This window comes from Mycobacterium sp. PDNC021 (assembly GCF_048282635.1).
GTDB lineage: Bacteria > Actinomycetota > Actinomycetes > Mycobacteriales > Mycobacteriaceae > Mycobacterium > Mycobacterium llatzerense.
In genome coordinates, this window is record NZ_CP182502.1 from 2,589,943 (window position 1) to 2,607,209 (window position 17,267).

The window sequence follows — 17,267 nt, forward strand, 5'->3', positions numbered from 1 at the left end:
CATGGCAGCTCCCTCAACATTCACCCCGCAGCTGCTGCGGCCGGTCGCCGCGGTCGGCAACGGGCTGCTGAAGGCGGCCGGGCGCACCGGTCACATGGTCGAGTTCTTCGGCAGGGTGGTGCTGGCCATGCCCACGATGTGGGTTCGCTACCGCAAGGAGTTCCTGCGGCTGCTGTCGGACATCACGTGGGGTAACGGCTCGATCGTGGTCGGCGGCGGCACCCTGAATGTGGCTGGGGTGCTGGGCGTTACGGCCGGGGCGCTGGTGGCGATCGAGGGCTACAACGCGCTGAACCTGTTGGGGTTGGGGCCGGCAACGGGTCTGGTGTCGTCGTTCGCCACCACGCGAGAACTTGCGCCGGCGATGATCGCCATGGCGTTCATCGCGCAGGCCGGCTGCCGGTTCACCGCGCAGCTGGGCGCCATGCGGATCAATGATGAGATCGACGCGCTGGACACCCTCGGGATCAATTCGGTGGCGTATCTGGTGGCCACGCGGGTGATGGCCTCGATCATCGCGGTGGTGCCGCTGTTTCTGGCGTCGTTGGCCCTGGCTTACCTGTCGTGCCAGCTGGTCAGTGTGATCGCCGGCCAGTCCACGGGCACCTATCTGCATTACTTCGGTCTGTTCCTGGAGGGCCGGGATGTGCTGTTCGCGACGATCAAAGCGGTGGTGTTCGTGTTCATTTCCTCGACCATGCAGTGCTACTACGGCTACTTCGCCTCAGGTGGTCCGGCAGGTGTCGGGGTGGCGGCCGGTCGGGCGATGCGCGGCAGTGTCACCGTGGTGATGATCGTCAACATGCTGCTCACGATGGCGCTGTGGGGCGTCATCAGCGGCGCAAGGTTCGGTGGCTGATGGGTAACTCGTTCGATCACGACCCGCGCGGCTCGACCGACCGCAAGCTGGGCGTGATCGGCACGATTTTCGCAGTCATCGCCGCGATCGCCGCGGTGCTGATGGTGGTCAAATCCCAAGGCAAGCTCGATGATTTCATCCGGGTCGACCTCAAGCTCATCAACATCGGTGACGGGCTGCCGGAGCGTTCGGATGTGAAGTTCCGCGGCGTCATCGTCGGCATGGTGTCGAGCGTGACACCCTCGCAGCACGGCCAGCCGAACGTGGTGCACGTCAACATCCAGCCGCAGTTCGCGCCGCAGATTCCCGACAATGTGACCGCTCGCGTGGTGCCGGCGAACCTCTTTGCAGTGTCGGCTGTGCAGCTGGTGCAGAACGGCAGCGGCGCGCGGCCCATCCGTTCGGGCGATGTGGTCATGGAAGACCAGACCCTGCCCACGGTGCTGTTCCAGAATGTGCTAGCCAAGCTGCGCCAGCTGCTCAAGGCTGTCGGTCAGTCACCCGATGCGAACAACGTCGGTGTCTTCGCGGCCATCTCCGAGGCCACTCACGGCCGTGGGCAGAAGCTCACCGATGCCGGCGGTGGTCTCAACAGGGTTATGCAGCAACTGAATTCGGTGGTGGCCTCCGACGACACCGGGCCGACGACGCTGTCGGCACTCAAAGCGGCATCCGAGAGCCTGCGTACGGTGTCACCGGATCTGTTCGCCGCATTGGACAGTTCGGTCAAGCCGATGCGGACGCTTGCCGAAAAGCGTTCGCAGTTGACCAGTTTCCTCGCCGGCGGGCTGAAGACCACGGGCACACTCGGTGATGCGTTCGACCACCAGATCGACCGGATGATCCAGGTCAGCACCGGCCTGACACCGGGGCTGGGTGTGATCGCGGACCATGCCGGCGAGTTCCACGGTATTTCGACACGGCTGCAGGCCCTTGCGAACAAGGCATACGACGAAGCCTGGAACCCGGTGACCAACCTGTTGACCGTCAAGGCGGTCATCTCGATGAATCCGTCACGGCAGTACACCCGGGCCGACTGCCCGCGGTATGGGGCAATGGAGGGGCCGAGCTGCCACACTGCGCCGGAAACGCCGACGGCGCCTGACCTCATCCCGGGGTTGGCCTCTATGGGCATGGCCCCGCCTGCATGGGTTCCCGAGAATTACCCCAACACCGCTCCGCCGCGGTTCTCGGTGCCGATCGTGCCCGATTTCCCCGGGCCGCCGGACCCCGATGCGCCCCCGGCACCTCAGGCGGCGCCCGCTCCGGGGCCCCAGGCCGTGCCGGCCCCCGCAGGGCCACCGCTGCCCGCGGAAGCCGGCGCACCCGCCCAGATTCAGCAACAGTCCGCGCCGCTCTACGGCGGAACAGTCGGGCCGGTCGGTAGCGACGTTGAGAAGGATCAGTTGAGCAAGATCGTCGGTGGCCCAGCCACATCCGCGACCCAACTGTTGCTGGGTCCCGTTACCCGCGGGCAAGACGTACAGGTCACTCCGATTCCGGAGGGGCAGCGATGAAACTGAAACGCACCACCGTCCTGTTCCTGACTCTGTTTCTGGTCTTTTCGGTCGCAGTCACGTGGATGGTGTTCGCCACCTTGCAGCGCAACATTGCCGGGCCGACCACGAGCTACTCGGCCATGTTCAAAGATGTATCGGGCCTGGCCGAGGGCGATGACGTCCGGGTGGCCGGCGTTCGGGTGGGCCGCGTCGACAAGATCGACCTGACCTCCGACTATCGGGCCAAGGTCACCTTCCAGGTGCACAGCAACCAGACCCTCTACACCAACACGCTGGCCTCGGTGACGTACCAGAACATCATCGGGCAGCGCTACGTCGGACTCAGCCAGGGCGAGGGTGAAAAGCGGAAACTGCCTGCCGGCGCGCAGATTCCGGAGAGTCGGACCAATCCGTCATTCGATATCTCGTACATGCTCAACGGTTTTGAGCCGCTGTTCACCGAGCTCGACCCGAAACAGGTGGACAACCTGACGGGCGCCATCATCCAGGCGTTCCAGGGCAACCAGGGCTCGCTGTTGACGTTGACCACTCAGGCCTCCGTGTTGACGCAGACGCTGGCGGGTCCGGATGCGGCGCTGGGTGATCTGATCGCCAACCTGGACAAGTTGATGACGACGCTGGCCAAGCAGAGCCAGAACCTGGAGACGATGCTGAGCCAGACGTCGGCGTCGCTGGCGGCGTTCAATGGTCGGCGTGAGGAACTGCTCGCTTCGGTGGGGTCGATCACTGCGAATGTGAATCGGCTGTCGCAGATCGTCAACGCGATCACCCCGAACATGCAGCAGTTCATCGCCCGCGATCCGGGCTTCTTGAAGTACAGCACCACCGATGGAAAGGCCCGGTTCGGCTACATGATGGCCAACGTGCCCCTGCTCTTGAAGGGTCTGAGCCGGATGACGCAGGACGGCACGTACCTGAACGCGTATCCGTGCGACGTCGACTTCGCCCTGTGGCGCGGACTGAAGCAGTGGTTCCAGAACTTCGTCATCGCCGCCACCCCGGGTAACGGCAACGAAGTGTGGCACACGGCGGTGTGCCGATGAGCGGCCTGTTCGGTGGCCCGCTCCGCCCGGCGAACATCCCGGGTGGGCGGCAGCGAGTTCTCGAGGACTACAACAAGTTCTGGCTCGGCGTCATCGGTCTGACGGTGATCGTCGTGATGGTTGCCACGGTGGTGCTGATCAGCGTGCTGGACTTCGGCAGGAAGCAGTACACCGCCGAGTTCGCCCAGGCCGCCGCCATCAAGTCGGGCAATGGGGTGACGATCGCAGGCATCCACGTTGGTGAGGTGCAGGACGTCGCCTTGGCCGGCGACCACGTGGTAGTCACGTTCAAAGCCGACAAAAACGTGCGACTGGGGTCGGAGACCCGCGCGGCGATCAAGCTCACCACCATTCTCGGTTCGCGCTATCTGGAGCTCGTCCCCGCGGGCTCCGGTGAATTGCGAAGCAACACAATCAAATTGAGTCACACTGAAGTGCCGTATGACCTGCAGAAGACGCTGGAGGGCGCGACCAGCACCCTGGCTCCGCTGGATGCTGACCGGATCGCCGAGTCGGTGCGAGTGATGAGTGCCAGCCTGCAGGGCCTGCCCGACGCTCTGCCGCAGGCGCTGACCAACCTCAATTCCCTTGCCGGCGTGATCCAGTCTCGTCGTGATCAGCTGGGCACGTTGATTTCCAACGCCGATACGATCGCGGCACTTCTGCATCGGCAGAAGGCCGATCTGGGCGCACTGGTGTTGCAGGGCAACCAGATTCTCGGCGAAATCACCACGCGGCGGGCGGCGGTGCAGCGCCTGTTCGACGGGGCGACATTGCTGGCCGACCGGGCGAATACGATTCTGGGCGATGAGCCGCAACTCGACGCGCTGATCAACAGCCTGCATGACTTCGCCAAGATGCTGGCCGACCATGATGCGCTCGTTCGCAGCATCCTGCAGAACGCGCCGATCGCGGCGCGCGACTTCGCCAACATCTTGGGTAGTGGGAATGCTGCGGATGTGACGCTGTCCGGTGGTCTCATGGTGGATTCCTGGATGTGCGCCATCAGCGGCCGGGCCCGTCAGTTCAACATCGTCGAGTACTTCAAGGACTGCAAATGAGTAAGCGCACCTTGATGATTGCCGTGGTCGCCGTTATCGCGGTCGTGGCGTTGGTGACGACGGCGGCCATCATGGTGCCGCGATTCTGGCACCGTGACATCAGAGTGACTGCGCACTTCGAGGACGCCGTCGGGCTGTATCCCGGCAACGCGGTGTCGGTGCTGGGTATGCAGGTCGGCAGGGTCGACACGGTGGAGAACAAGGGTGGCTATGTCGAGGTCGTCATGGACATCGATCGGAAGGTCCCCGTCCCGAGCGACGTCGTGGCCGCAACCGTTTCCGCCTCGATCCTCACCGACCGGCATATCGAGCTGACCCCGCCGTACCGTGGTGGCGCAAAGCTCCGCGACGGTGACCTGATCGGAATTGGGAACACCAGGACCCCGGTCGAATTCGACCGGACCCTGGCCATGATGGACAAGCTCGGTACCGCCCTGCGCGGTGACGCCAAAGGCGGTGGGCCGCTGGGTGATCTGGTGAATCTGGGCTCCCAGATCTCGGCGGGCAACAGCGACCAGATCAAGTCGACGCTGACCAAATTGTCCGAGGCGCTCAAGGTCGGACCTGACGGTGGTGCCAAGACCCAGCAGAACCTGCAGCAGATCATCCGCAGTGTCTCGGATTTGACCCAGTCGGCGGCCGACAACGATGCCGCCATCCGCACCTTCGGCAGCAACGTGCACCAACTCAGCGACATCCTCGCGGACCAGAACCTGGGATCAGGGCGCACCGGCGCCAAGGCCAACGAGATCCTCCAGCAGGTGAGCGGTCTGCTGGATCGGCACCGGGATCAGCTGAAGGGCGCATTCGGTGACCTGGACACGATGACCAAATCGCTGGCCGACAACAAGCGTGAGCTGACGGAGACCATTGACGTGCTGCCACTGACGCTCGACAACTTGTACAACGTCCTGGACCCGGTCGGCGGTAGCATCCGCGTCCACCTGTTGACCGACAAGGTGATTCTCAACAACAACCTGAACAAGGAACTCTGCAACTTGATGGGCCTGAAGCAACTCGGTTGTGCGACAGGCACCCTGCAGGACTACGGGCCAGATTTCGGCCTGGGTTCGATGCTGGACTTGATGGGCAACGGCATCGGTCCGTCTGGTCAGGGCGAACCGCCCAAACCCGGCGCGAAGCCGGCACCGGCCGCACCCGCTACACCGACAGGGCCGACACGATGATCAGTCCCACCTCTGTACTTCGCGGCGCGCGCTGGAGCGTTGTGCTCGGCAGCGTCCTGCTGATGACCGGCTGTGCCGCAGGCCTCGACAGTGTGCCCTTGCCCTCCCCGGGATCGAGTGGGCCGACGTACTCGTTGAATGCGGTATTCACCGATGCGCTGAATCTGCCGGCCAAGGCGAAGGTGCGTTTGTACGGTGCCGACATCGGTGAAGTCACCTCTATCGAGGCGCAGGATTTCACCGCCAGGGTGGCCATGAAAATCCGTAAGGATGTGCCGCTGCCGGTGGGCAGCACCGCCGAATTGCGTGCTGCCACGCCATTGGGCGACGTGTTCCTGCAGATTCGTCCGCCGTCGCGCACAGACGGTGGCCCACTGCTGCACAGTGGCGACACCATCCCACTGGCGGACACGGCGTCCGCGCCGACGGTCGAGGAACTGCTCAATTCGCTGGCGATGTTGGTCAACGGCGGTGCCGTCCGTGCCTTGACGACCGACGTCAACGGTGCCGGCCGGGTCGTTGGTGGCCGCGGGGAGAAACTGGCCGGGTTGATCTCGGAAACAAATCAGTTCTTGTCGAAGATGTCGGCGCGCTCGGCGCAACTGGATTCGACATTGCGTAGTACGTCCAACATGGCTGCCGAAGTGGCCAATCACCAACAGACCATCGACACGGCGTTGTCGGCCGGCGGCCCGGCGTTGGCCGTCATCTCCGACAACACCACTCAGATCATGGATGTGGTCGACAACGTCGGCAGGATCACCCGGCAGCTGGCCAAGTTCCCGTCGATGCAGGGCACCGACACCCGCAGCCTCATCGCCGACATCAACAAGCTGTCACAGGTCTCCAACGACATCGTGTTGGACCCGAACCTGACGCTGACCGCATTCAACCGACTGATCGGCGTCGTGGTCAAGTCCACGAATTCGGCTGCGCTGCATGGACTTGCGTCCATCGAGAAGATCGCGATCGGAGCCCTGCCGGACAAGAACTACGCAGGTGACCCCGGCATCCACGGACCTGACGGCACCGACTGGCACCTGATGATCGGGAGCCTGCGGTACGAGTGGAACATGATTGTCGGGCGAGTCAACGGGGCCGATCGCCCATGATCACCCTTCTCAATTCCGTTCTGGCAGTGGTTATTCGCTTTGTCAAGGCAGTGGCCAGCCGCAAGATCTTGCTGGCGCTGGTCGGCCTGGCACTGACCGCGGTGGTGGCTTTCGCCTACATCGCGATCGATGGCCTGCGGTTCAACCCGATGCACCGGACCATCGCGGTGCGGATCTTGCTGCCCGAATCCGGTGGGCTGCTGACCAATCAAGACGTCACGCTGCGTGGCATCCCGATCGGCCGGGTATCAGCCGTCAATCTCACCAACAACGGTGTCGAGGCGGTCGCGTCCATTGACGCGTCTGCCCGCATCCCGAAAGATTCGCCGGTGCGGGTGTCGGGTCTGTCCGCGGCGGGTGAGCAGTACCTGGACTTCCGTCCCGACAGTGGCAATGGACCGTATTTGGCTGACGGCGCGGTTATTTCGGGCAAGCAGGCCAGCATTCCGGTGACGCTGCCGCACATCATCGACCACAGCCGCGGCGCGCTGGCGCAGCTGGACGCAGACAAGCTCGGCAAGATGTTCAACGAGCTGCATGTGACCAAGGACGGCCCGCGCAAGCTCGCCGCGATCCTCGACGGCGCCAGCTTGCTCGCGAACACCGTCGACTCAGTGCTGCCGGAGACCACGAGCATGATCCGCAGCACCCGGGTGGTGTTCGGCACTGTCGCCGCCGTCCGTCCGGGCCTGCAGGCGACGACCAAGAGCCTGGAAGCGGTGCTGGGCGGCGTGAACAAGATGGACGGCGGCTTCCGCACGTTGGTGGAGCGGGGTGAGCCACAGTTGGCCACGCTGGACAACCTCATCGCTGACAACCGCCAGAATGTGGTGCAGATCCTCGGGAACCTGACCACGGTGTCGCAGATCATCTACCAACGAATCCCTGCGCTGGAGTACATCTGGCGGCCGGACCGTGATCCGTTCATCGACCGGTTCTCCGCCATGGTCCACGACGGCGGGATTTGGGCGCTGGGTGACATCTATCCGAAGTACCGGTGCGACTACGACCTGCCGCGTCACTCCCCATCGGATGCGAGTTTCCCAGAGCCGTACAAGTACACCTACTGTGAGGACAAGGATCCATCGCTGTTGGTTCGTGGCGCCCGGAATGCGCCGCGGCCACCGGGTGACGACACTGCCGGCCCGCCGCCGGGATATGACCCCCACGCGGTGACCGACAAGACCCCGCACTACCCGGGCTACACCATTGACACCCCATACGGAGGTCCAGTCATGCCGGTGCCTCTGCCGAACTGATGGGCCACGAGATACGCGAGAAGTGATGAGTAAACGAACTGCCAGTGCGGACGTCTTCGAGCAGGTGCAGGACACGGAGACCGAAGCCGCCGAGGCGACCGATTTGTCGGTCGAGCCTGATGCCGAGGCTGCCGAGGTGACGGAGGCAGATGCGGCCGCCGAGGCCACGGAATCAGCCGCAGAGACATCGAAGCGGCGGGTCGGTCTGGCCGCGCTGGTGTGCGCGTTGCTGTTCACGGTGTTGGTAGCGGCGCTGGGATTTCTGGGTTGGCGGCAGTACGAGCAGTACCGGCTCACCGAAGCGAGTGAGGCCGGGTTGCAGGCGGCCAAGGACTATGCCGTGGTGCTGACGACGTTGGACGCCAAGAACATTGACGAGAACTACCGCAAATCGCTCGACGGTGCCACCGGCGAGTTCAAGGATGCGTACAGCCAGGGCGCCAATCAGTTGCGGCAGGTGCTGATCGACAACAAGGCATCGGGGACGGGCATCGTCGTCGCTGCGGCGGTGAAGTCGGCGACACCCGACAAGGTCGAGGTGCTGCTGTTCGTCGACCAATCGATCACCAACGCGAACAACCCGAGCCCGCGTATCGACCGCAACCGCATCGACATGACCATGGAGCGCAACGGCGACCGGTGGCTGGCCAGCAAGGTTGAAATCCTGTGACTACCAAGGAAGCTGACGTGCCCGAAGACGTCGAACGCGTGGATTCCGAAGAGGCGCAACCCGAGCCCGCCGAACCCAAGACCTACACCATTCGTCGCTCGATCTGTTGGGCTGTCGTGGCCGTGGTGATCGCACTGACTGCGGCGGCCGGCACCACAGGGTGGCTGGTTTTCGCCCAGCACCAGCGCGACGCCGAAGCCGCGGGGGCGCTGGATGCGGCACGCAGCTATGCCGTACTCCTGACCACTACCGATCAGAACGTCATCGACAAGAACTTCGCCGATGTTCTCGGCGGTGCCACGGGCAAGTTCAAAGACACCTACAGCAAGGCCGCCGCGACCATGCGAAAGATGTTGATCGACAACAAGGTCAGCACAACGGGTGTCGTTGACGACGCGGCAGTCAAGGCCGTCCGCGGTGACGATGTCGACGTGCTCCTGACCGTGAAGCAGGACGTCACCAGCGCCGCGGTGAAGGAAAAGCGCACGGACTACGTCAGTGTGTCCATGACGATGCGCAAGGTGGGCGATCGATGGCTGGCTGCCGAAGTGATGCTGGCCGGAGCGGACGGTAAAAGTGGTGGCAAATAGATTCCGGGCGTCGCTGGCAGCGCTGGGTGTTGCCGCCGGCTGCCTCACCGGTGCACCGGCCGCTCATGCGGCAGTCGACGGCTTCTGCGCGGGACTGGGCGCCGTGTGGGACGGCGGCGCCTGCACCGCGGTGGTGAAATCCCAGCGCGAAGCGGAAATGCTGCTGTCACTGCGGGTTCCGGTCGAGTTGATCGACAACCCGACCGCCGGGCCGGTGCTGCGTGATTACTACACGCGGCTGTTCAACGGCTGGCGCAACACCGGTAACACCACGCCGCGCGACAGCAGCGCCCGCGCCGACTACGAGATCATTCCCGGACCCGGTGGCCTGCAGTCGGTCGTGGTCCACGAGATTTTCGCGCCGTTCGGTGTCCAGGCCAACAACGCCTACCGGTCGTTCGCGTTCGACATGAATGCCGGGCGCAGGCTCTACCTGCCCGATCTGTTCCGGCCGGGAGTCAATGCCAATCAAGCGGTTTCAGCGGCCGCGGCGCCGATTCTGCCGCCGATCCTCGACGCGGTACCGCCGCCGCATACGCCGGGCACCTACCCGTTCACGGTGCCCGAATTCCAGCCGGACAGTGCCGGCCCCGGCTACTCGGGCAACTATCGCGCGTTCGCGCTCACCGGCGACTCGCTGCGGCTGTACATGCCCGATCAACCGATGATGCGCGAAGAGCCCACGCCTCCGGGACAACGCGTCTGGTCCATGGATGGCGGCACCGTCGTCGCCAACATTCCGCTGGCCGCGTTGGCCGGTCAGCTGAAGCCGCAGTACGGCGGCTGAGGTCAGGTCTCAGACCCGCTCGCCGGCCTCCGTCGTGGCGGGCGGGTAGGTCTCGAAGACGAACAGCTGACCACCGATTCGAATTGTGTCGCCGTCGTGGAGTTCAGCCGTGGCGCGGATCCGTTCTCCGTTGACATGGACTCCGTTGGCCGATCCGAGGTCGGTGATGATGTGAGTGGTGTCGGCATTGTTGATGACGGCATGGTGCCGGCTCACCTTGTCATCGGCCACGACGAGGTCATTGTCGGGATGCCGTCCGATGCGGGTGGCCGACCCCTTGAGTCGATGAACCTGATCACGCACGTCGCGTAGGACAGCGGTGACACGGCTTGTCAGGGTGGTCGCGTCGGGTTCGAAAGCGATGATCGTCTGGGCGGCGGCCTGCGCATTTCGTTGTACGTCGAGTGGTTCCTGGCGCAGGATTTGTTCATACAAGGTGCGCAATGTTGGCGCGGGGTCGATGCCGAGGTCCTCGGACAACGCGGTCTTGAGCCGATGGTAGGTGTCCAGCGCATCGGATTGGCGGTCGGTCAGGTAGTAGGCCGTGATCAGCTGAGCCCACAGCGGTTCGCGGTAGGGGTGCTCGCCGACCAGGGTTTCGAGCTCCCGAACGATGGTATGAGCGCGGCCACAGGCGATTTCGGCTTGGGCACGTGCGGTATGCGCCAGAATTTTGTCCTCGGCCAACTCATTGCGCAACACATCGGTGAACGCGAAGTCACGGAGGTCGTCGAGGACAGGGCCACGCCATTGACGCAATGCGGCGGTGAGGTGAGTGCTGGCCGATTCGAAGTGTCCGGCGGCCACGGCGTTGATCCCCGCTTGTTGCTCAGCGGTGAACCGCGCCAGATCACTTTGTTCGGTGGTGATTTCGAGGCGGTAGCCATTGGGTGCGGTGGACACGACGGCGTGCGCGTCGACGCCGGCCTGCGTGATGATGCGGCGCAGATTCGACACGTACGCACTCACCGAAATGCGCGCGGCAGCCGGCGGTTCGTCTGCCCAGATGGCTGTGATCAGATCAGCGGCGCTGACCGCGCGGTTGGCGTGCGCGATCAACATGGCGAGCACCGCGCGCTGTTTCGGCGTGCCAACCTGAATCGGAGTGGACCCGACGCTCACCTGCAGTGGACCCAGCACACCGAACTGGATTTCTTGTCGCACGGGCAAAGCGTTCCATACCCAGCTGACCCAGGCCGGGCGAATCAAGCACACAGCGGCGGCGTTCCCCGGGGAGGACGGTTGGGCGGTCTACGACGAGAGCATCGGCATCGACACCATGGTCACCGCGGTGCAGGTGCTCGAAGCTGCTGTGCGGGAGTATCTTTCGGCTGGCAACGTGGCGTAGCGACAGCTACAGCTACAGCGATTTGCCGACCAGTGCGGTCAGGTCGGCGATGCGGTTGGAGTAGCCCCATTCGTTGTCGTACCACGAGACGACCTTGGCTTGGTTGTCGATGACCTTGGTCAGTCCGGCGTCGAACAGTGAACTGTGCGGGTCGGTGACGATATCGGACGACACGATCGGCGCGTCGTAGTACTTGAGGATCCCCGTCAACGGGCCTTCGGCGGCAGCCTGCATCGCCGCGTTGATCTCCGCTGCCGACGCCGATTTGCCGAGTTCGACGGTCAGGTCGGTGACCGAACCGGTGGGCACCGGCACCCGCAACGCATACCCATCCAACTTGCCCTTGAGCTCGGGGAGCACCAGACCGATGGCCTTGGCCGCCCCAGTGGACGTGGGCACGATGTTGATCGCCGCCGCCCGCGCCCGGCGCAGATCCTTGTGCGGTCCGTCCTGCAGATTCTGATCCTGCGTATAGGCGTGGATGGTGGTCATCAAGCCTTTGACGATGCCGAACTCGTCATTGAGCACCTTGGCGATCGGCCCCAGACAGTTCGTGGTGCACGAGGCGTTGGAGATGATGTTCTGGCTGCCGTCGTACTTGTCATCGTTGACACCCATCACGATGGTGATGTCCTCACCGGTCGCCGGCGCCGAAATGATGACTTTCTTGGCCCCGGCCTCCAGATGCCCCCGAGCTTTGGCGGCGTCGGTGAAAATCCCGGTCGATTCCACCACGATGTCCACCCCCAATTCACCCCACGGCAACGCCGCCGGACCCTCCCGGACCGCGAGGGCCTTGATCTTGGTGTCACCGATCACCAGGGTGTCGCCGTCGACCCGCACCTCGTAGGGCAGCCGGCCCAGGATCGAATCGAACTTCAGCAGATGAGCCAGCGCGTCGGTCGAGGTCAGGTCGTTGACCGCCACGATCTCCAGATCGGTGTTGATGCCCGCCGCTTTTTGCGCGTCCAGAGCGCGGAAGAAGTTACGCCCGATGCGTCCGAAGCCATTGACGCCGATCCGAATAGTCACTGCTGATCTCCTTGGATATCTAGAGCTTGATCGGTTCAGGACTAACCCTACACCGATTAGGATTTTCTGCAACACATCTTTAGTACTTCAAATACCTAACTATCGGGCTCTTACGCTTGCATCGGTGTGTGTCGCCTTGCTTCAATGGGGCGCATGGCGCTCAGCGGCACGTTGGTGGCACCCACACCCGGCGATGTGTTCGCCTTGATCCGGGGGCGCGGAGCCATCACCCGCAGCGAGATCGGCCGGATCACGGGCCTGTCCCGCACCGCCGTGACGGCTCGGCTGTCGGCTCTGGAGGCCGACGATCTGGTGATCGAGCCCGAGTACGCAGCGTCGACGGGTGGCCGTCCGGCGACCCAACTCATGTTCAACATCGATGCCGGCATCGTCTTCGCTGCGGCGATCGGGCGCAGCCGCACCCAGTTGGCATTGTGCAATCTCGCCGGCGACATCCTCGCCACCGCTGACATCGATCAAGAGCCCGGCATGCGTCCAGACGATCTGATGCCCGGCTTGGTCAGGCGCATCGAGGTGCTGTTGGAGGACTCCGGACGCCGCGGCGACCGCGTCTTCGGGATCGGGCTCAGCCTGCCCGGAACTGTCGATCAACTGCGGGGAGCCAGTCTGGACTCCCCGAACATGAGCGGCTGGGATGGTGTGCCGTTGGCCCCGTACTTCCAGCATCTCACCGACGCTCCGTTGGTCATGGACAACGATGCCAACGTCATCGCCCTGGCGGAACGGCGGTTCGGATTCGCTGACGTGCAAGACATGCTGGTTGTGAAAGCGTCCACCGGACTGGGCGCGGGCATCGTGATGGCCGGTCAGCTCCGGCGCGGGGCCGCGGCGGCTGCCGGGGATTTCGGGCACAGCAAGATCTCGGCGGCCGCAGGTATTCCGTGTCGCTGCGGTGACACGGGTTGTGTGGAGGCGGTCGCCGGCGGCTGGGCGATCGTGCGGGACTTGCAAGCCGACGGGTACGCCGTCAACCACCTGCGTGACGTGGTGGCTCTCGCTCATAGTGGGGATGCGAAGGCTCGCAGCATGATTCGTGACAGTGGGCGCCACATCGGCGAAGTGCTCGCCGCCGCGGTGAACCTGATCAACCCAGCGGTGCTGGTCGTCGCCGGTGACATGGTCGGTGCCTACGACGTATTCGTCGCTGGTCTACGAGAAACGTTGTACGGCAACGCCAGCACCCTGGCCACCCGGACGCTGCAGGTCGTCCCGTCGGTGTTGCAGGAGCGCGTCGGCATCGTCGGCTGCGCAACCACGGTGCTCGATCACATCTTGAGCCCCAACATGATTGATGCGTCGTTGGACGCGCGGCTTCAGCTGTCGGGTACCTGACGCGGTTCCGGTGGCGAAGTCGACGCGGATGCCAACCTACGGGTAACCGAGCAGAATGATGCGTGGATCACAGTGTTCCACGTCACAATTGCGCAGTCTGTTCAACATCTGCGCTGGCTATTGACGCAGGTCAGGCGCTGCGGCAGATTTCGCTGCACCGATTGCTCATTGGTTGGCGCAGTTCACATCTGCGGGACGTGAGCGGTCGGCGGTGCGAGTGGCCACTGGCCGACGGCACCAATCCATCTCGCAATGAATTCAAGGAATTTGATGTCCCGTTCACGTCTGACCAACGCCGCCAACGTCCGTCGCATCGCGGCCGCAATCGGAGCCAGTGCCCTGGTGGCCATGGGAGCCGCCACCGTGGCGGTCGCCCAACCAGCGCCGCTGGCGCCGCGTATCGATGGCGGTGCCACCACGACGTCCACGGCCCCGCCGACCGCACCACTGACCCCTTCGGCCAGCCCCGTGGTCAAGGCGACGTTCTCCGGCAAGGGCTAGACCGACACCGAAAGGCCAGTTATGGCACGCTTTTTCGTGATTTGCGTGTCACAACTGGCCGTTCGGCGGAAGAAATCAGGCGCGCGGCATGATCATCACCGGCACCGGTGAATGACGCAGAATCTTCGCCGCCGCCGACCCGAGGAAGACCCGTGCCGACTGCCCGGCTGCGCCCGACCCGAGCAGCAGCACATCACCTGATGACCATCCCGTGTTCTCCACGGCCTGCTGCCAATCCCGCCCGCTGCTGACGATCATGTCGACGTCGGGCACGGCCAGTTGCTCACGAATTTTGTTGAGCTGCTTGGTGACATCGTCGACGGTGCGCTTCGACCATTGCGCGACCACCATGTCTTCCGCGCCGGAGGCGCCACCGAACGCCCACACGGGCCGCACCGTGTACGCCACGACGCGTAGCGGGGTACCCCAATCCTTGGCCAACTCGGCGGCCGCGCGGATCAATCCGTTGGTATCGGCTTCGCCGCCGTAGGCAGCGGTGACCCGGCGAATCGGACCGGTGTTGAAGGCGTAGCCGCGGGGCGCGATCGCCACCGGCACCTGCGCGGTGTGCACCAGACGTTCGGTGACGCTGCCGAGTGCCACACGTCCCAGCAGTCCGGACGACGACGAGCCGAGCACCACGGCCCTGGCCTGAAACTCCTGCGCCAACTCGAGCAAACCTGTTGGGATGGAACCGGATTCGTGCACCAGTGTCGGAACGTCTGGTCGCCCGGGTAGGCCGTCGACGACGGCCTGCAAGGACTGGGCCGTCTGCGCCTTCACGTGGCGCAGGTACTCGTCTTCGACCGGGTCGTTGCGTGGCGGCCACGAGCGCTCGAGAACCGCCGCCGCGATGACCTTCTCGCCCGTGGTCTTCGCGATCTGTACGGCGAGGTTGATCGGGGCGCTGCCGTGCCGGGATGCGCTGAACCCGGCGATGATCGTCACGCGACGGGCTCCTCGGCGGGCACCATCGCGATCACGTTGGTCACCGGCACGTGGTACTCGGCCCGGGCGCGGTCGACGACATCGAAGCGGTGCCAGATCGACTGTTCCGGCGGCTCCGTCGCGATGACGATCTGGTCGGGCTCGAACTCGGCGACGGCGGCTGCCAAAGCGCGCAGCGGGCGGTAGTCGCCGAGTTTGCCGTCGGCCTCCAGGTTCGCCGAGCGCAGCGCGGCGAGCGTCTGATCAAGGCGTTGCTGCGCAAGGATTTTGGTGGCTTCCCAGACATCGAGAGGGCCGTGGGAGGCGGCGGCGCCTGTCTCGATCGGGCTGACGGGCACGACGACGTGATAGGTGGTGGCGTTGTCGGCGCCGATGGCGCGTAGTTCGTCGAGCAGCTCTTCGGAGCCGACGGTTTCGTTGGCCAGCACCAGAACGCGCTGCGGCCGCTCGGTAGAGGCGATGACCTCGGGAACGGGCCGGCGGGAGACGAACCAGCGGTTGGCGAAGAACAATCCGATCACCACAGCCCAGGACAGGAGGCTCAGCAACAAGGCTCGTCTGTTGTCCCCACCCTGGACGTACATCTGCGCCAGGATCGCGGCCATCGCTATCGCTGAGACGATCGACAACACAGGAAACAGCCACATTTTGACCTTGAGCTGGCCGTCGCCGTTGCGGTACCGCAGCACGATCTGGGAGATCGCGATCAGCAGATAGACGAAGAGGATCACCGCACCGCTGGAATCGAGCAGGAACTTGAAGATGAATTCCGGCGAGAATGCCGAGGCGATGACGCCCAGGAAACCGATGACCGACGACGTGAGAATCGCGGCGGCCGGAACTCCGCGGCGGGTCACGGAGACGAGCTGGGCAGGTGCCTCGCGACGGGCGGCGAGCACGAACAGCATGCGCGAAGCGGTGTACATTCCGGAGTTCAGGCAGCTCAGGACAGCTGTCAGGACGACCGCGTTCATAATGTGGTCGGCGTAGGGAACGCCCATCGCGGTGAAGGCCGAGACAAACGGCGACGCGGCGAGTTGATTGCCGTTCCACGGCAGGATGGTCACCAGCAGGAACGCCGAGCCGACGAAGAAGACCGCGATGCGCATGATGACCGAGTTGGCGGCCTTGGCGACGGCACGCTCAGGGTCGGTCGATTCGGCGGCGGCGATGGTCGCGATCTCGGCGCCCACCATCGAGAAGATGACGGTCACCACACCGACGGTGACCGCGGCCGAGCCCAGGGGGAAGAATCCGCCGTGGGCCGTCAGATTGGAGAAGTCCATGGACTTGTTCGGCCACAAGCCGAGCACGTAGCACGAGCCCGCTCCCAGGAACACGATGATCGCCGCAACCTTGATGCTTGCGAACCAGAACTCGAACTCACCAAACGACGACACCGAGAACAGGTTCGTCGCCGTCATCGCGATCAACAGCAGTAGGGCCGTGAGCCATATCGGCGCCGAAGGCAGCCAATACTTGACGATCTTGGCTCCGGCGATGGCCTCGAATCCGACCACGATCACCCAGAAGTACCAATACAGCCAGCCGATCGAGAAGCCGGCCCAGTTGCCCAGTGCGTTGCGGGCGTAGTCGGCGAACGAGCCGGTCGACGGGTTCGCCACCGCCATCTCGGCGAGCATCCGCATGATCATGATGATCAGCGCCCCGGCGAGCGCATAGGTGATGAACGTTCCGGGTCCGGTGTTCTTGATGACGACCCCTGAGCCGACGAACAGCCCGGCGCCGATCACCCCGCCGATCGCGATCATCGATAGTTGGCGCTGGCTCAGGCCCTTTTGCAGGGTCGATGTCCCACTCACGTCGTCTCCTTCGCGCTGCCCCGACGGCATTGTCAGGGCGTTATCAGCCCACGCCCAGCGACGATGTGAGCTGCACCACGTTTTGGCGTGTGCGAATACTAAGCCGATCGGCATGGGGTGCGGGGGACTAACGAGGCGCCATCTTGTCGCAACATCCAGCTGTTTTTCCGACAG

General features: G+C 64.1%; 17 protein-coding genes. 13 read left to right on the forward strand and 4 right to left on the reverse strand.

All coding sequences use genetic code 11. The annotated features are described in order from the left end of the window. Position 1 precedes the first annotated feature (1 nt). Genes ACNO8X_RS12200 through ACNO8X_RS12245 form a run of 10 tightly spaced genes read left to right on the forward strand, consistent with a single transcriptional unit; the run spans position 2 to position 10,088 of the window. On the forward strand, positions 2–859 hold the full coding sequence (locus ACNO8X_RS12200; RefSeq protein WP_418005487.1) for an MlaE family ABC transporter permease: 858 nt from the start codon (positions 2–4) through the stop codon (positions 857–859). Further along, complete coding sequence (locus ACNO8X_RS12205; protein ID WP_133761645.1) at positions 859–2,376, forward strand: MCE family protein; 1,518 nt, start codon at positions 859–861, stop codon at positions 2,374–2,376. Before ACNO8X_RS12200 ends, ACNO8X_RS12205 begins: the two co-directional genes overlap by 1 nt. Next, positions 2,373–3,422 (forward strand): MlaD family protein, encoded by a 1,050-nt coding sequence (locus ACNO8X_RS12210; RefSeq protein ID WP_418005488.1) that lies wholly within the window; start codon positions 2,373–2,375, stop codon positions 3,420–3,422. The genes ACNO8X_RS12205 and ACNO8X_RS12210 overlap by 4 nt, the downstream gene beginning before the upstream one ends. Then, entirely contained in the window at positions 3,419–4,483 is a 1,065-nt protein-coding gene (locus tag ACNO8X_RS12215) for an MCE family protein (protein ID WP_418005489.1), read from the forward strand. The genes ACNO8X_RS12210 and ACNO8X_RS12215 overlap by 4 nt, the downstream gene beginning before the upstream one ends. Then, a complete protein-coding gene (locus tag ACNO8X_RS12220; RefSeq protein ID WP_418005490.1) occupies positions 4,480–5,670 on the forward strand; it encodes an MCE family protein in 1,191 nt (396 codons plus the stop codon). Before ACNO8X_RS12215 ends, ACNO8X_RS12220 begins: the two co-directional genes overlap by 4 nt. After that, positions 5,667–6,782 carry an MlaD family protein gene (locus ACNO8X_RS12225; protein WP_418005491.1) on the forward strand — a complete coding sequence of 372 codons (1,116 nt, stop codon included), beginning with the start codon at positions 5,667–5,669 and terminating at the stop codon, positions 6,780–6,782. The genes ACNO8X_RS12220 and ACNO8X_RS12225 overlap by 4 nt, the downstream gene beginning before the upstream one ends. 26 nt (positions 6,783–6,808) lie before the next feature. Beyond that, a complete protein-coding gene (locus tag ACNO8X_RS12230) occupies positions 6,809–8,041 on the forward strand; it encodes an MlaD family protein (RefSeq protein ID WP_418005492.1) in 1,233 nt (410 codons plus the stop codon). 25 nt (positions 8,042–8,066) lie between these two features. Further along, on the forward strand, positions 8,067–8,711 hold the full coding sequence (locus ACNO8X_RS12235; RefSeq protein ID WP_418005493.1) for an Mce protein: 645 nt from the start codon (positions 8,067–8,069) through the stop codon (positions 8,709–8,711). After that, positions 8,708–9,301, forward strand: coding sequence for an Mce protein (locus tag ACNO8X_RS12240; RefSeq protein WP_418005494.1), 594 nt, complete (start codon positions 8,708–8,710; stop codon positions 9,299–9,301). Before ACNO8X_RS12235 ends, ACNO8X_RS12240 begins: the two co-directional genes overlap by 4 nt. After that, positions 9,291–10,088, forward strand: coding sequence for a hypothetical protein (locus tag ACNO8X_RS12245; protein ID WP_418005495.1), 798 nt, complete (start codon positions 9,291–9,293; stop codon positions 10,086–10,088). Before ACNO8X_RS12240 ends, ACNO8X_RS12245 begins: the two co-directional genes overlap by 11 nt. 9 nt (positions 10,089–10,097) lie before the next feature. Here the strand turns inward: ACNO8X_RS12245 and ACNO8X_RS12250 are convergent, their stop codons facing one another. Continuing rightward, on the reverse strand, positions 10,098–11,252 hold the full coding sequence (locus ACNO8X_RS12250; RefSeq protein ID WP_418005496.1) for a BTAD domain-containing putative transcriptional regulator: 1,155 nt from the start codon (positions 11,250–11,252) through the stop codon (positions 10,098–10,100). Between ACNO8X_RS12250 and ACNO8X_RS12255 the strand changes: the two genes are divergently transcribed. After that, complete coding sequence (locus ACNO8X_RS12255) at positions 11,194–11,436, forward strand: hypothetical protein (protein ID WP_418006077.1); 243 nt, start codon at positions 11,194–11,196, stop codon at positions 11,434–11,436. The two genes, ACNO8X_RS12250 and ACNO8X_RS12255, sit on opposite strands and share 59 nt — an antisense overlap. A 12-nt stretch (positions 11,437–11,448) precedes the next feature. On the opposite strand, the gene gap is transcribed toward ACNO8X_RS12255, so the two are convergent. Further along, complete coding sequence (gene gap, locus ACNO8X_RS12260) at positions 11,449–12,468, reverse strand: type I glyceraldehyde-3-phosphate dehydrogenase (protein WP_418005497.1); 1,020 nt, start codon at positions 12,466–12,468, stop codon at positions 11,449–11,451. Between the two features lie 153 nt (positions 12,469–12,621). Between gap and ACNO8X_RS12265 the strand changes: the two genes are divergently transcribed. Together ACNO8X_RS12265 and ACNO8X_RS12270 are read left to right on the forward strand one after the other, a co-directional pair. Continuing rightward, positions 12,622–13,821: an ROK family protein gene (locus tag ACNO8X_RS12265; RefSeq protein ID WP_418005498.1), complete on the forward strand. Its 1,200-nt coding sequence runs from the start codon at positions 12,622–12,624 to the stop codon at positions 13,819–13,821. A 270-nt stretch (positions 13,822–14,091) separates the two neighbouring features. Further along, positions 14,092–14,322 (forward strand): hypothetical protein, encoded by a 231-nt coding sequence (locus tag ACNO8X_RS12270; RefSeq protein WP_043400216.1) that lies wholly within the window; start codon positions 14,092–14,094, stop codon positions 14,320–14,322. A gap of 75 nt (positions 14,323–14,397) precedes the next feature. Here the strand turns inward: ACNO8X_RS12270 and ACNO8X_RS12275 are convergent, their stop codons facing one another. After that, positions 14,398–15,270 (reverse strand): universal stress protein, encoded by an 873-nt coding sequence (locus ACNO8X_RS12275; protein WP_418005499.1) that lies wholly within the window; start codon positions 15,268–15,270, stop codon positions 14,398–14,400. Then, positions 15,267–17,093: an amino acid permease gene (locus ACNO8X_RS12280; RefSeq protein ID WP_418005500.1), complete on the reverse strand. Its 1,827-nt coding sequence runs from the start codon at positions 17,091–17,093 to the stop codon at positions 15,267–15,269. The genes ACNO8X_RS12275 and ACNO8X_RS12280 overlap by 4 nt, the downstream gene beginning before the upstream one ends. Between the last annotated feature and the right edge of the window lie 174 nt (positions 17,094–17,267).